Origin of the sequence: Pseudomonas sp. 382 (assembly GCF_002759075.1) — a bacterium.
Lineage (GTDB): Bacteria > Pseudomonadota > Gammaproteobacteria > Pseudomonadales > Pseudomonadaceae > Aquipseudomonas > Aquipseudomonas vlassakiae.
In genome coordinates, this window is the sequence record NZ_PEMX01000060.1 from 1 (window position 1) to 14031 (window position 14031).

Annotated in this window: 13 protein-coding genes and 1 pseudogene; 5 read left to right on the forward strand and 9 right to left on the reverse strand. The window is 59.2% G+C overall.

From position 1 onward, the window contains the following. Positions 1-73 (forward strand): annotated as a pseudogene (locus CQW31_RS29720) (MerR family transcriptional regulator); the annotation flags it as partial. A gap of 57 nt (positions 74-130) precedes the next feature. Here the strand turns inward: CQW31_RS29720 and CQW31_RS29725 are convergent. From CQW31_RS29725 to CQW31_RS29750, 5 genes are all read right to left on the reverse strand, one after another. Continuing rightward, on the reverse strand, positions 131-787 hold the full coding sequence (locus CQW31_RS29725) for a recombinase family protein (RefSeq protein WP_012196454.1): 657 nt from the start codon (positions 785-787) through the stop codon (positions 131-133). A gap of 151 nt (positions 788-938) precedes the next feature. Continuing rightward, on the reverse strand, positions 939-1169 hold the full coding sequence (locus CQW31_RS29730; protein WP_012196455.1) for a hypothetical protein: 231 nt from the start codon (positions 1167-1169) through the stop codon (positions 939-941). Positions 1170-1332: 163 nt separating this feature from the next. Further along, positions 1333-2169 (reverse strand): APH(6)-I family aminoglycoside O-phosphotransferase, encoded by an 837-nt coding sequence (locus CQW31_RS29740; protein ID WP_000480959.1) that lies wholly within the window; start codon positions 2167-2169, stop codon positions 1333-1335. Next, positions 2169-2972 (reverse strand): aminoglycoside O-phosphotransferase APH(3'')-Ib, encoded by an 804-nt coding sequence (gene aph(3'')-Ib, locus CQW31_RS29745; RefSeq protein WP_099816052.1) that lies wholly within the window; start codon positions 2970-2972, stop codon positions 2169-2171. The genes CQW31_RS29740 and aph(3'')-Ib overlap by 1 nt, the downstream gene beginning before the upstream one ends. A 65-nt stretch (positions 2973-3037) precedes the next feature. Further along, the gene (locus tag CQW31_RS29750; protein WP_099593669.1) at positions 3038-3652 is read right to left on the reverse strand and encodes a recombinase family protein; all 615 of its coding nucleotides are present in this window, start codon (positions 3650-3652) and stop codon (positions 3038-3040) included. Between the two features lie 125 nt (positions 3653-3777). Here CQW31_RS29750 and CQW31_RS29755 point away from each other — a divergent pair, with 125 nt between their 5' ends. Continuing rightward, positions 3778-6663 carry a Tn3 family transposase gene (locus CQW31_RS29755; protein WP_033990018.1) on the forward strand — a complete coding sequence of 962 codons (2886 nt, stop codon included), beginning with the start codon at positions 3778-3780 and terminating at the stop codon, positions 6661-6663. Between the two features lie 187 nt (positions 6664-6850). Here CQW31_RS29755 and intI1 read toward each other — a convergent pair whose 3' ends face one another. Continuing rightward, a complete protein-coding gene (intI1, locus tag CQW31_RS29765) occupies positions 6851-7864 on the reverse strand; it encodes a class 1 integron integrase IntI1 (protein ID WP_000845048.1) in 1014 nt (337 codons plus the stop codon). Between the two features lie 101 nt (positions 7865-7965). Between intI1 and sul1 the strand changes: the two genes are divergently transcribed. Both sul1 and CQW31_RS29780 read left to right on the forward strand, forming a co-directional pair. Further along, entirely contained in the window at positions 7966-8817 is an 852-nt protein-coding gene (gene sul1 / locus CQW31_RS29770; RefSeq protein ID WP_000946487.1) for a sulfonamide-resistant dihydropteroate synthase Sul1, read from the forward strand. A 127-nt stretch (positions 8818-8944) separates the two neighbouring features. Further along, positions 8945-9445, forward strand: a complete 501-nt coding sequence (locus tag CQW31_RS29780) for a GNAT family N-acetyltransferase (RefSeq protein ID WP_000376623.1) — start codon at positions 8945-8947, stop codon at positions 9443-9445. A gap of 459 nt (positions 9446-9904) precedes the next feature. On the opposite strand, the gene istB is transcribed toward CQW31_RS29780, so the two are convergent. Continuing rightward, complete coding sequence (gene istB / locus CQW31_RS29785; protein ID WP_010454871.1) at positions 9905-10708, reverse strand: IS21-like element ISPst3 family helper ATPase IstB; 804 nt, start codon at positions 10706-10708, stop codon at positions 9905-9907. After that, entirely contained in the window at positions 10701-12200 is a 1500-nt protein-coding gene (gene istA / locus CQW31_RS29790; protein ID WP_024012635.1) for an IS21-like element ISPst3 family transposase, read from the reverse strand. Before istA ends, istB begins: the two co-directional genes overlap by 8 nt. A 156-nt stretch (positions 12201-12356) precedes the next feature. Here istA and CQW31_RS29795 point away from each other — a divergent pair, with 156 nt between their 5' ends. Further along, the gene (locus tag CQW31_RS29795) at positions 12357-13202 is read left to right on the forward strand and encodes an AraC family transcriptional regulator (RefSeq protein WP_003464995.1); all 846 of its coding nucleotides are present in this window, start codon (positions 12357-12359) and stop codon (positions 13200-13202) included. A 29-nt stretch (positions 13203-13231) separates the two neighbouring features. Here CQW31_RS29795 and CQW31_RS29800 read toward each other — a convergent pair whose 3' ends face one another. Then, a complete protein-coding gene (locus CQW31_RS29800; protein ID WP_003464991.1) occupies positions 13232-13750 on the reverse strand; it encodes a YkgB family protein in 519 nt (172 codons plus the stop codon). Positions 13751-14031 lie beyond the last annotated feature (281 nt).

The following is a 14031-nucleotide window of genomic DNA, read 5'->3' on the forward strand; positions in this document are numbered from 1 at the left end:
GGGGAACGTTTCCTGCCCGCTGATTGCGTCACTGCAAGGGAAGAAAGAACCGCGCAGTGCGGACGCGGTGTAGCCCGAGGGAACTACGCCTTAGCGTGCTTTATTTTCCGTTTTCTGAGGCGACTCCTTCTTAGGCATGTTGTTCCCTCCCCGGCATGGTGATGGTTGGTCTAGTGTTTGTGGGTTTGATGTTCCGGCGTTTGATGAACAGGCGCAAGGTGTGAGGGCTGACGCCTAACAACTCGGCTGCGCGACTTTGCGGCAAGCCAAGGTTCACGTATGCCTGTACTTCATCAATACGGCTGTCCAGCTTCAAGGCGCTCGATTTGCTGCCCTTGGGTCGCCCGAGCGTCTTGCCGCGCTCTCTGGCGACTTGTAGCGCCTCGGTGGTACGTGCCTGAATGAAATGCCGCTCGATCTGTGCAGCCAAGCCAAGCACGGTTGCCATGATGTCGCTTTGTAGGCTGCCGTCCATGATGATCTTCTGTTTGGTCACATGGACGATTAGGCCGCGCTCGCTCGCCGCTTTGAGAATTTCCAAGGCGGCGAGGGCGGAACCGGCAATGCGCGTAATCTCCGGCGTCAGTAGCACGTCGCCACGCTCGGCCTTTTCGATGATTGCTCCGAGCTTGCGCTTGCGCCAGTCCTTTGCTCTGCTGGCAATTTCTTCCTCGATCTGTAGCGGCGCGAAGCCTTTGGCGTTCGCGTATTCGAGCAAACCGTATTTTTGGTTTTCCGGGTCTTGGCCGTCACGCGAAACCCGGAGATAGGCATAGTATTTTGGCATTTGCAGGGAAAACGTCAGATTCGGTTAAACATGCCTCATTCTAGCGCAGATTAAATAGGAATTAAATACCCTGTTGCGGTATAGATAAAACGTTGGTTTGTTCTGCCCTATGAGCGTACAAAAAAGGCCGGGTGAGTGGCCCGGCCTTCGTTTAGGTGCTGAATAGGATTGGTTCTGGTGCCAGCCTCATGAGAAGCGCGTCATAAAACCACATGAGGGCCGACGCACCAAGGCCGACGCCTGCGACCGATAGCATGATGTGGGTCTTATTGGCCGAGTCCAGCCCAAGCCACATGATCGGTAGGGTGATGAGACTGGCGAACGAAGCCAAGCCGAGAAGAAAGCGCACCGGGCCGCGCAGCCACCAGAGAATGAGGAACACCAGATGTCGTTTTCAGAAGACGGCTGCACTGAACGTCAGAAGCCGACTGCACTATAGGGGGTCGTTTGCGGGAGGGGGCGAAATCCTACGCTAAGGCTTTGGCCAACGATATTCTCCGGTAAGATTGATGTGTTCCCAGGGGATAGGAGAAGTCGCTTGATATCTAGTATGACGTCTGTCGCACGTGCTTGATTGCGGCCGCGATAGCTAGATCGCGTTGCTCCTCTTCTCCATCCGCGTTCCAAGCCGCGGAAAGACACCCGTAAGCGTACGCCTGGTCGAGCAGCCGACGCGGATCGACGTCCAGCGCACGAGAGAATGCGTCCGCCATCTGTGCAATGCGTCTAGGATCGAGACAAAGGTCGTCTCTGTCAGCCGGATCGTAGAACATATTGGCGGCGCCAAAGCCCACTTCACCGACCAGACCGACTGGATCTATCACCAGCCAGCCGCGACTGGAGAACATGATATTTTCATGATGCAGATCGCCATGTAGCCCACGCAGTTCCGAGGCATTGCTCATCATTTGATCGGCTATAATCGCCGCGTGGACGTAGTCAGTTTGACGACCTGCGTTTTGATCGTCACGCGCCCGCTGAAACAAAGCTGCAAAGCGCTCCCGGATCGGGAGAAGAGCAGAAGGCAGGGGTTCCTCAGATGCGGCATACAGCTTCGCCATCAGTTCCGCTGCAATTTCGGTCGCCTGGTAGTCGCCGTGCTCGGCAACGATGTGAGAGAGCATTCGCTCCCCGGCATATTCGAGCAACATCAGATTGTTCTCACGACCGAGCAACCGGACTGCTCCCCTCCCACTGCGCCATACCAGATAGTCGGCCCCGCGCAGTTCATCAGCAATGTCTTCTATAGGTTTCAATCCTTTGACGATTGCAGGAGTCCCGTCTGGCAAAAAAACTTTCCAAACGAGGCTGGAAAAGGTGTCCGCAATGAGAACAGGTTGGGAAACGTGCCAATGAGCAGGAAAAACAGGCGGCATGAACATCAACCCCAAGTAAGAGGGTCCAATCGCAGATAGAAGGCAAGGCGTTCGCGGTCGGGGGCTTCGATCCCCAATACATTGAATAGGACAGCGAAGGCGCGCTCTGCTTCATCTGGCGCTGCCCAGTTCTCTTCGGCGTTAGCAATCATGAGTGCCAAATCGGCATAGCGATCTGCTGTTCCGAGCCGCCCAAGGTCGATCAGACCCGTACATTGAAGAGTTCTAGGGTCTACCATGAAGTTCGGCATGCAGGGATCACCATGGCAAACAACCATATCGGTGCGCTCTTGGTCGAGCCGCACCGGTAGCTCTCGTTCGACACGAGCCAAAAGATCGAGCTGCGGCGTACTCTTGTCCTCGTCAGGTAAGAAGTCGGGATTGACGGCATTGCGGGACACCACATCAACGGCGCGTCCGATCATTCGCGACAGCCTGCGCTCAAACGGACATTGATCAACCGATAGGCTGTGAACAGCCCCAAGTTGCTGCCCCATTGACGGCCACGCTTTGAGCAAATCTGCTCCAGACAGATCCGCCGCCGGTACTCCCGGAATTGCCGTTATCACTAGGCATGCGCCCTCCTGTTCCTCCTGCCAGTTGATTACCTCGGGGCAAGCCACACCTCGACCTTTGAGCCAAATGAGGCGGTCACGCTCTCCAGCGAGCTCACCGCGACGGGAAGCAGGTGCGATTTTCGCGAAGGCATGCCCGTCACTACGTCGAAAAACAAAATCACCGGATTCTCCGCCTCTGACAGGCAACCAGTCAGAATGCGATTCACCCAAAAAAATATAAGTCCGATTCAATGGAGGTTCCTTCAGTTTGCTGATGAGGCGCGGAGGTGGCTCAACCTGCGAAAAGAAAAGAGTTGCTATGCAAGGCCAAGAACATGCTTTCCATGGTCTCTGAGCTCGCCTTTGGGGCCGACGTACCGGTAGAGAGTGACGCGCTCGATGCCAAGTTCCTTGCAGAGATCGGAAACTGAAGTATCGCGCTGGGCCATGGCGGCTTGCGCGAGACGCACCTGAGCTTTGGTGAGCGCGAATTTTCGTCCGCCCTTGCGACCGCGCGCTCTCGCGGAGGCGAGACCCGCCATGGTGCGCTCTCGGATCAGATCCCGCTCGAACTCAGCCAAGGTGGCGAAGATTCCGAACACCATGCGACCGGACGCAGTCGTGGTGTCGATCTGAGCGCCCTTTTCAGTCAGAACCCGCAGGCCGATCTTGCGGTCTGACAGCTCCTTCACCGTGTTGACCAGATGGGCAAGCGATCGTCCGAGGCGATCGAGCTTCCAGACCACCAGCACATCGCCGTCACGCAATGACTTGAGGCAAGCGGTCAAACCAGGGCGATCATCACGACCGCCGGAAGCAAGATCATCATAGATATTGTCCCGTTCGACACCTGCGGCGCGCAAGGCGTCGTGCTGCAGGTCGAGAGACTGCGAGCCATCGGCTTTGGAGACGCGGGCATATCCGATCAGCATGTATCACAAACGTTGGTTTGAGGCGGCGCGTTGGCCACGAATGATTTGTTCGCTGGAAATGTATCTCAACCAGCTTCATAAACAAAGCGTCTTGAACACCATCGGATTTTGAAAAAGGAACATTGATGCCGCGTCGCGTCACTCTAACCGATCGGCAGAAGGACGCGCTGTTGCGCCTGCCGACCTCGCAGGCGGATTTGCTGAAGCATTATACGCTGAGCGATGAAGATCTCGGCCACATCAGGCAACGTCGGCGCGCTCACAACAGGTTCGGCTTCGCCCTGCAATTATGCGTCCTGCGCTATCCCGGCCGGGTGCTGGCTCCGGGCGAACTGATCCCGGCCGAGGTGGTCGAGTTCATCGGAGCGCAACTCGGCCTTGGCGCCGATGATCTCGTTGATTATGCCTCCCGCGAGGAGACGCGGCACGAGCATCTTGCCGAGTTGCGGGCGCTCTATGGGTTCCGCACCTTCTCCGGACGTGGAGCACGCGAGCTGAAGGACTGGCTGTTCCGGGAAGCCGAACTGGCGGTGTCGAACGAGGACATTGCCCGTAGCTTCGTGACCGAGTGCCGACGCACCCGCACGGTTCTTCCCGCGACATCCACGATCGAGCGGCTTTGCGCCACGGCTCTGGTCGATGCTGAGCGGCAAATCGAGACGCGGATTGCCGGTCGCTTGCCCATACCGATCCGGGAACAGTTACTGGCATTGCTTGAGGAAACGGCCGACGATCGGGTGACCCGCTTCGTGTGGCTGCGTCAGTTCGAGCCAGGCTCGAACTCTTCGTCGGCCAACCGGCTGCTCGACAGGTTGGAATATCTGCAACGTGTCGATCTTCCCGAGGATCTGCTGGCCGGTGTTCCTGCCCATAGGGTGACACGTCTGCGCAGGCAGGGCGAGCGGTATTATGCCGATGGTATGCGCGATCTCCCGGAGGACAGGCGGCTTGCAATTCTGGCCGTCTGCGCATCGGAGTGGCAGGCGATGCTTGCCGATGCCATGGTCGAAACCCACGACCGGATCGTGGGCAGGCTCTACCGGGCGTCGGAAAGGATTTGCCAGGCCAAGATCACCAACGAAGCGAACGCGGTGCGCGACACCCTGAAATCCTTCGCTGAAATCGGCGGAGCCTTGGTCGATGCCCAGGATGATGGCCAGCCATTGGGCGACGTTATCGCGAGCGGATCAGGCTGGGACGGCTTCAAAACCCTTGTCGCGATAGCAACCAGACTGACGGCCACCATGGCGGACGATCCGCTCAATCATGTACTCGATGGCTATCACCGTTTCCGCCGGTATGCTCCTCGCATGTTGCGCCTGCTCGATCTTCGGGCTGCCCCTGTCGCGCAGCAGCTTCTGGAAGCGGTGACAGCCCTGCGCACCGGTTTGAACAATGCTCCGCATACCGCCTTTCTGCGGCCGAGCTCGAAATGGCATCGTCATCTTCGTGGTCAGGCGGCCGGCGATACCCGCCTCTGGGAGATCGCGGTGTTGTTCCATCTGCGCGATGCGTTCCGCTCCGGAGATGTCTGGCTGGCGAGGTCCCGGCGCTACGGTGATCTGAAGCACGCACTCGTACCTGCTCAGGCCGTGGCGGAAAGCGGCCGCCTCGCCGTGCCATTGCGGCCGGAGGAATGGCTGGCAGACAGGCAAGCTCGCCTTGATATCAGGTTGCGCGAGCTTGGCCGCGCTACTCGCGCCGGCACGATCCCTGGCGGGTCCATCGAAAACGGGATCCTGCATATCGAGAAGCTCGAAGCTGCCGCGCCGCCCGGCGCCGAAGATATGGTTCTCGATCTCTACAAGGCGATTCCGCCGACACGTATCACCGATCTCTTATTGGAAGTGGATGCCGCGACCGGCTTTTGTGAAGCATTCACCCACCTGCGCACGGGAGCGCCCTGCGCGGACCGGATCGGGCTAATGAACGTCATCCTTGCGGAAGGGATCAATCTCGGCTTGCGCAAGATGGCGGACGCCACCAATACCCACACCTTCTGGGAGTTGATCCGCATTGGACGGTGGCATGTCGAGGGCGAAGCCTACGACCGGGCGCTGGCCATGGTGGTTGAGGCGCAGGCGGCACTACCTATGGCTCAATTCTGGGGCGCGGGTATCTCCGCATCAAGCGATGGACAATTCTTCGCGGCGACCGAGCAAGGCGAGGCCATGAACCTGGTCAATGCGAAATATGGCAATACACCGGGCTTGAAGGCTTATAGCCACGTCTCGGATCAATATGCGCCGTTCGCGACCCAGGTGATTCCCGCGACGGCGAGCGAAGCACCCTATATTCTCGACGGACTGCTTATGAACGATGCCGGCCGCCATATCCGCGAGCAGTTCGCCGACACGGGCGGCTTCACCGATCACGTCTTTGCCGCGTGCGCCATTCTCGGCTATCGGTTCGCCCCTCGTATCCGGGATCTGCCGTCCAAGCGCCTCTACGCGTTCAATCCTTCGTCCGCGCCGGCGCACTTGAGGGCCTTGATCGGCGGAAAGATCAACCAGGCCATGATCGAGCGCAACTGGCCCGACATCCTGCGCATCGCCGCCACCATCGCGGCCGGGAGCGTCGCGCCGAGCCAGATCCTGCGGAAACTCGCCTCCTATCCGCGGCAGAACGAACTCGCGACGGCCCTGCGGGAAGTCGGCCGCGTCGAGCGAACCCTGTTCATGATCGACTGGATTCTGGATGCCGAACTCCAACACCGGACCCAGATCGGTCTCAACAAGGGTGAAGCGCATCATGCGCTGAAACGGGCCATCAGCTTCCATCGCCGGGGAGAAATCCGCGACCGGTCCGCCGAAGGACAGCACTACCGGATCGCCGGCATGAACCTGCTGGCCGCGATCATTATCTTCTGGAACACCATGAAGCTCGGCGAAGTCGTCGCCAGCCAGAAACGAGACGGAAAGCTGCTATCGCCCGATATGCTGGCCCATGTCTCGCCGCTTGGATGGGAACACATCAATCTCACCGGAGAATATCGTTGGCCAAAGCCTTAGCGCAGGATTCCGCCCCCTCCCGCAAACGACCCCTATAGCAGCGGAGGGGTTGGATCCATCAGGCAACGACGGGCTGCTGCCGGCCATCAGCGGACGCAGGGAGGACTTTCCGCAACCGGCCGTTCGATGCGGCACCGATGGCCTTCGCGCAGGGGTAGTGAATCCGCCAGGATTGACTTGCGCTGCCCTACCTCTCACTAGTGAGGGGCGGCAGCGCATCAAGCGGTGAGCGCACTCCGGCACCGCCAACTTTCAGCACATGCGTGTAAATCATCGTCGTAGAGACGTCGGAATGGCCGAGCAGATCCTGCACGGTTCGAATGTCGTAACCGCTGCGGAGCAAGGCCGTCGCGAACGAGTGGCGGAGGGTGTGCGGTGTGGCGGGCTTCGTGATGCCTGCTTGTTCTACGGCACGTTTGAAGGCGCGCTGAAAGGTCTGGTCATACATGTGATGGCGACGCACGACACCGCTCCGTGGATCGGTCGAATGCGTGTGCTGCGCAAAAACCCAGAACCACGGCCAGGAATGCCCGGCGCGCGGATACTTCCGCTCAAGGGCGTCGGGAAGCGCAACGCCGCTGCGGCCCTCGGCCTGGTCCTTCAGCCACCATGCCCGTGCACGCGACAGCTGCTCGCGCAGGCTGGGTGCCAAGCTCTCGGGTAACATCAAGGCCCGATCCTTGGAGCCCTTGCCCTCCCGCACGATGATCGTGCCGTGATCGAAATCCAGATCCTTGACCCGCAGTTGCAAACCCTCACTGATCCGCATGCCCGTTCCATACAGAAGCTGGGCGAACAAACGATGCTCGCCTTCCAGAAAACCGAGGATGCGAACCACTTCATCCGGGGTCAGCACCACCGGCAAGCGCCGCGACGGCCGAGGTCTTCCGATCTCCTGAAGCCAGGGCAGATCCGTGCACAGCACCTTGCCGTAGAAGAACAGCAAGGCCGCCAATGCCTGACGATGCGTGGAGACCGAAACCTTGCGCTCGTTCGCCAGCCAGGACAGAAATGCCTCGACTTCGCTGCTGCCCAAGGTTGCCGGGTGACGCACACCGTGGAAACGGATGAAGGCACGAACCCAGTGGACATAAGCCTGTTCGGTTCGTAAACTGTAATGCAAGTAGCGTATGCGCTCACGCAACTGGTCCAGAACCTTGACCGAACGCAGCGGTGGTAACGGCGCAGTGGCGGTTTTCATGGCTTGTTATGACTGTTTTTTTGTACAGTCTATGCCTCGGGCATCCAAGCAGCAAGCGCGTTACGCCGTGGGTCGATGTTTGATGTTATGGAGCAGCAACGATGTTACGCAGCAGGGTGACGGTGTTCGGCATTCTGAATCTCACCGAGGACTCCTTCTTCGATGAGAGCCGGCGGCTAGACCCCGCCGGCGCTGTCACCGCGGCGATCGAAATGCTGCGAGTCGGATCAGACGTCGTGGATGTCGGACCGGCCGCCAGCCATCCGGACGCGAGGCCTGTATCGCCGGCCGATGAGATCAGACGTATTGCGCCGCTCTTAGACGCCCTGTCCGATCAGATGCACCGTGTTTCAATCGACAGCTTCCAACCGGAAACCCAGCGCTATGCGCTCAAGCGCGGCGTGGGCTACCTGAACGATATCCAAGGATTTCCTGACCCTGCGCTCTATCCCGATATTGCTGAGGCGGACTGCAGGCTGGTGGTTATGCACTCAGCGCAGCGGGATGGCATCGCCACCCGCACCGGTCACCTTCGACCCGAAGACGCGCTCGACGAGATTGTGCGGTTCTTCGAGGCGCGGGTTTCCGCCTTGCGACGGAGCGGGGTCGCTGCCGACCGGCTCATCCTCGATCCGGGGATGGGATTTTTCTTGAGCCCCGCACCGGAAACATCGCTGCACGTGCTGTCGAACCTTCAAAAGCTGAAGTCGGCGTTGGGGCTTCCGCTATTGGTCTCGGTGTCGCGGAAATCCTTCTTGGGCGCCACCGTTGGCCTTCCTGTAAAGGATCTGGGTCCAGCGAGCCTTGCGGCGGAACTTCACGCGATCGGCAATGGCGCTGACTACGTCCGCACCCACGCGCCTGGAGATCTGCGAAGCGCAATCACCTTCTCGGAAACCCTCGCGAAATTTCGCAGTCGCGACGCCAGAGACCGAGGGTTAGATCATGCCTAGCATTCACCTTCCGGCCGCCCGCTAGCGGACCCTGGTCAGGTTCCGCGAAGGTGGGCGCAGACATGCTGGGCTCGTCAGGATCAAACTGCACTATGAGGCGGCGGTTCATACCGCGCCAGGGGAGCGAATGGACAGCGAGGAGCCTCCGAACGTTCGGGTCGCCTGCTCGGGTGATATCGACGAGGTTGTGCGGCTGATGCACGACGCTGCGGCGTGGATGTCCGCCAAGGGAACGCCCGCCTGGGACGTCGCGCGGATCGACCGGACATTCGCGGAGACCTTCGTCCTGAGATCCGAGCTCCTAGTCGCGAGTTGCAGCGACGGCATCGTCGGCTGTTGCACCTTGTCGGCCGAGGATCCCGAGTTCTGGCCCGACGCCCTCAAGGGGGAGGCCGCATATCTGCACAAGCTCGCGGTGCGACGGACACATGCGGGCCGGGGTGTCAGCTCCGCGCTGATCGAGGCTTGCCGCCATGCCGCGCGAACGCAGGGGTGCGCCAAGCTGCGGCTCGACTGCCACCCGAACCTGCGTGGCCTATACGAGCGGCTCGGATTCACCCACGTCGACACTTTCAATCCCGGCTGGGATCCAACCTTCATCGCAGAACGCCTAGAACTCGAAATCTAACGTCCGTTCGGGCATCGAGGTCCATGTCGGGGTGGGACGGGCCCGTGGCTTCAAGATCACTTGCAGTCCGACCGCGATGTCTTGGTTGCGCGAGAGGTTGTCGATATCCTCCACTTCCATCATCAACCCTGGATAATGCCGCCGCCGTCATCGCCGCCGACGCCCGTGCCGGGCTTTTCGGGCCTGTCAGGCTCGCTCGGCCGCCTCTGCGACTTCGCGCACCTTCGGAAAAATAATGACGTTGGTGCGGTGGGGTTCCATAGTGTGTTGGCGCTGATGGAAAATTGACCCACCCTGCCGATTGAAATTTGACCCAGGGCGGATTGCTGATTTTGTTACCAGCAACTGTGGATAAGTCTACCAGCGCAGCTGCTGTTGCCCCCACTCCTTCGCTAGCCCAGTTCAGTTGTTTAAGACCTGCCACACGCAGCCATGTAGCAGGCCGTCGTCGCCATGAAATCAGAACGGCTCATCGTCCTCCGGTTCCTGGCCGCCCTTACGCTTTCGCTCCCGTGATTTGATCTTGGCCTGGGCCGCCAAGCTACTGTGTTGCAGGCGATAGGACTCGTTACCGGTTTCGACGATGTGGCAGTGGTGGGTCAGCCGATCCAGCAGGGCGGTGGTCATCTTGGCGTCGCCGAACACGCTCGACCATTCGGCGAAGCTCAGGTTGGTGGTGATCACCACGCTGGTGTGTTCGTACAGCTTGGATAGCAGGTGAAACAGCAACGCACCGCCGGCCTGGCTGAAGGGCAGATAACCCAGTTCGTCGAGGATGACCAGATCCATGCGCAGCAGAGCTTGGGCGATCCGCCCGGCTTTGCCGTCGTGCTTTTCGCGCTCCAGCAGATTGACCAGATCGACCGTGGAGTAGAAGCGCACGCGCTTGCCGTGCCGGGTGATGCCGGACACGGCCAGCGCAGTGGCCAGGTGGGTTTTACCGGTGCCAGGCCCACCGATCAGCACCACGTTCTGCGCGGTGTCGGTAAAGGCCAGACTGGCCAGTTCGCTGATCAAACGAGCGTCTGCGCTGGAGGCGCTGAAGTCGAAGCCGGCCAGGTCGCGGTGCATCGGCAGCTTGGCCATGTTCATCTGGTGGCTCACCGAGCGCATGGCGCGATCTGTGTGCTCTTGTTCCAGCAGGTGTTCGAGCAGCCACTTGGACGAGGCTGTGTTCGACTCACCCTGCGCAGTCAACTCCGCCCAGGCCGTGGCCATGCCGTGCAGGCGCAGCTCCTTGAGTTCCGCCATCAAATCACGCATGACCGATCTCCTCGGTCTGGCCACGCAGGCGGTCGTAGCGCGCCGTGTTAGCGACGGGGGCTTCCTTGAGCGACAAGTGGGTTTCGACGCTGGGTGGTGGTTCGGTCGCGGCCAGGCGCGCCACGACATTGAGGATGTGTTCGGCGCTCAGGCTGCCGCTTTCCAGTACCAGCTCAACAGCCACCAGCACCGCATCGAGCCCGGCGACCGGTACGGCAGCCAGAACTTGCGCCATGATCCGGTCACCGCCGGCATGACGCCCCAGACCGTGCTTAAGCTGACGCAGCGGCGCCGGCAGATCAGCAAAGGGCGCGCCGTTGCGCAGCGCACCGGGCTTGCGTTCGATCAGCGGGAGGTAGTGCTGCCAGTCATAGCTGACCTGGTCGCGATCCAGCAAGCGGACATGGCTGGCGATCAGCGCGTCGTCAGCCACCACCTCGATTCGCGTCGGATACAAACGGCTGCTGACCCACTTACCCGCATACTCACACGGCACCGAGTAGCGGTTGCGCCCGACGCTGACCAGGCAGGTGCTGGAGACCCGCGCAGGCCGCTCGACGTAACCGTCGAATGGCGCTGGCACAGGCATCAGTTCAGCGCGCTCCAACTCCAGCACTTCGGCCACACTCAGCCCGCTGTATTGAGGGTGCGTCAGCTCGTTCCAAAGCGCGCGGCAGCGCTGGCCCAGCCAGGCATTGAGTTCCTCGAAGGAGTGAAACTGGCAGTCCTGGGCGTCTAGCCAGATACGCCTGCGGCTGTCTTGCACGTTCTTTTCAACGATGCCCTTTTCCCAACCAGCGGCGACGTTGCAGAAGTCCGGATCGAACAGGTAATGCGCGCACATCACCGCAAAGCGCGCATTCACCGCCCGGCCTTTGCCCTTATTGACCTTGTCGACGGCGGTCTTCATGTTGTCGTAGATGCCCCGGCGCGGCACGCCGCCCAAGGAGCCGAACGAGCGTGTATGGGCGTCAAATAACATCTCATGGCCCTGGCTCGGATACGCCACAAGCCAGAACGCACGGCTGGCACACAGCTTCAGATGTGCCACCTGCATACGCCGGTAAATGCCGCCGACCAGCAAGCCTTCCTCGCTCCAGTCAAACTGAAACGCCTCGCCAAGAGCAAAGGTCAGCGGCACAAAGGCCTGCGACGCCTTGCCCTGTCCCCCTCGCCAGGCACGGATAAACGCGGTGAGCTGGCTGTAGCCACCGTCATAACCTTCGGCTTTGATTTGCGCCAACAGCGCCTTGGCACTGCGCCGCTGTTGCTTGGGCCGCAGCGAATCGGCTTTTAGCGCCTGCTCCAGCGTGGCGTGAAAAGGGCTGAGTTTGTTGAAGATCGCGCGGCGTTGGTAGACCGGCGGCTTGGCCTCAGGTGCTCTGACCCACTTGCGAATCGTGTTGCGCGCCAACCCGGTGCGCTTGGCTATCTCATGCAGCGACAGCTTGTCGCGGAAATACATCCGGCGAATTTTGCCCATCATTTCCATACTGATCACCCTGTGTTCTCCTGCTCAAAAATTGAGCAGAAGCAGTTGAACACCTGGGTCAGTTTTCAGTCGGCAGAACAGCCTCTACTGGGTCAGTTTTCGGTCAGCGGCAACAATGGTATGGTCTGTGCGTTCTGACTCGTCAAGGATCGGCCAATGGATCGTTTGTCTAATTTGCTCTCGCGGTTCGGCGTGCGGGCCAATCTGTTCTATGACGGCGACCTATGCGGCTCTGCATCTTACGATGGCGCCGAGCGGCGAGGTTATATCCATCTGCTTCAGGCCGGCAGCGTGACGTTGCTTGGTCCCGATCGCAAGGATTTGCAGCTCACTCGCCCTAGCTTGATTTTTATGCCACGCCCCGCCAAGCATCAATTGTTTGCGGGTGAGTCCGATGGCGCAAAGTTGTTGTGTGCTTCCATGGAGTTTGAGGGCGGAATTGATAATCCTTTGTCGGCTTCATTACCGGACTGTTTGGTGCTCGCACTCGATGATCTGCCCATGCTGGCAGACACGTTGGAGTGGATGTTTGCCGAGGCGGCAAATGTGCATTGTGGAAGGGAAGCCGCGCTTGAGCGCTTATTTGAGCTCCTAATCATTCTGTTGCTCCGTTACCTGCTCGATCATCACCAGTTGCGCACCGGAATGATGGCTGGACTGGCCGACATGCGGCTTGCCCGATCGCTTTTACAGATGCACAACTCCCCGGAACATGCCTGGTCAATAGCAGAGCTGGCCAGTGAGTCAAATATGTCACGCGCTGCGTATGCCGTGCATTTCAAGAGTGTCATCGGACAGACGCCTGCTGATTATTTGTTGAGTTGGCGAGTTAGCCTGGCTCAGAAGCTGATGCGAGAAGGGCGCTCGATTACGCTGATTGCAGCTCAAGTCGGCTACGAAAGTCCTTCGGCGCTGTCTCGCGCATTTAGACGCAAGACGGGGTTGAGCCCTCGTGACTGGTTGAAAGATCTGGCGGGGGAAAATGATGGCAAAAAGGCCTAAGGCATTACTGCCTTAAGCCATTGAAAAAATTATGCATTAATTTTACGTTTTTCCAGTTCAACCAGCGAATGGCCTGCCACAAATATCGAAACAGCAAGCAACCCTAAGTCTTTAAGCAGAAACTGACCTGGCGCAACGGAAATCGCCGGAAACCCTAAACTAGGCTCAATGACGCCCGGAGTGGAAAACATAAAGCTAAGGGTTGTGAAGAACAGGCCTGCAGACAGAGCGCCTCCTACCACGGATAGTTTGGGCGACAGCATGCGGCCTGCGATCAGAGTGCCGATCGAAATCTCTAGTATGCCGAGCAGGCTGGAGAACATGTCGACCGAAAAAATGCTATACACCCATCCCAAAAGCGGGCTGTTGCTCACCAGTGGAACCAGGCCCTCGGCCTCGTAGTGGGTAAATTTCATGCCGCCGAACCAGAAGTAAATAATAGCGAGAGCCAAGTACGCGCCATAGATACCTAGCCCCATAGTTTTGGTTCCAAGCGTTAAGTGGGCCTGTACGCTGGACTTCGAGTTTTCAATGCCTATGGTTTTCATGTCTGAGCTTCCAGTAGTGAGTGAGAGTGTGTTGGCTGCCGAACGCCGTATGCGTTGGCGATGAGATGATTATGGCTGGCATCTCTAATCAAGAGGCATCAGAAAGTATTGATTTCAGTGCAGATCGTCTTGGGCGGTGCAATTCGCGATGAAGGGGGTCGCCTCAGAAAACGGAAAATAAAGCACGCTAAGCCGGTTGCAGCGGTCGTAGCGGCCTGAACTTGCCCGCGCCGATCTTGGCGCTGCTGCGCCAGAGGTAATCGCCGGTGAGGTTGATGTGC

Excerpts from the sequence above, each read along its gene's own strand:
- CQW31_RS29725 (WP_012196454.1), bottom strand. The coding sequence starts at position 787 with ATGCCAAAATACTATGCCTATCTCCGGGTTTCGCGTGACGGCCAAGAC.
- CQW31_RS29740 (WP_000480959.1), bottom strand. The coding sequence starts at position 2,169 with ATGTTCATGCCGCCTGTTTTTCCTGCTCATTGGCACGTTTCCCAACCT.
- CQW31_RS29750 (WP_099593669.1), bottom strand. The coding sequence starts at position 3,652 with ATGCTGATCGGATATGCCCGCGTCTCCAAAGCCGATGGCTCGCAGTCT.
- CQW31_RS29755 (WP_033990018.1), top strand. The coding sequence starts at position 3,778 with ATGCCGCGTCGCGTCACTCTAACCGATCGGCAGAAGGACGCGCTGTTG.
- intI1 (WP_000845048.1), bottom strand. The coding sequence starts at position 7,864 with ATGAAAACCGCCACTGCGCCGTTACCACCGCTGCGTTCGGTCAAGGTT.
- sul1 (WP_000946487.1), top strand. The coding sequence starts at position 7,966 with ATGTTACGCAGCAGGGTGACGGTGTTCGGCATTCTGAATCTCACCGAG.
- CQW31_RS29780 (WP_000376623.1), top strand. The coding sequence starts at position 8,945 with ATGGACAGCGAGGAGCCTCCGAACGTTCGGGTCGCCTGCTCGGGTGAT.
- istB (WP_010454871.1), bottom strand. The coding sequence starts at position 10,708 with ATGCGTGATTTGATGGCGGAACTCAAGGAGCTGCGCCTGCACGGCATG.
- istA (WP_024012635.1), bottom strand. The coding sequence starts at position 12,200 with ATGGAAATGATGGGCAAAATTCGCCGGATGTATTTCCGCGACAAGCTG.
- CQW31_RS29795 (WP_003464995.1), top strand. The coding sequence starts at position 12,357 with ATGGATCGTTTGTCTAATTTGCTCTCGCGGTTCGGCGTGCGGGCCAAT.
- CQW31_RS29800 (WP_003464991.1), bottom strand. The coding sequence starts at position 13,750 with ATGAAAACCATAGGCATTGAAAACTCGAAGTCCAGCGTACAGGCCCAC.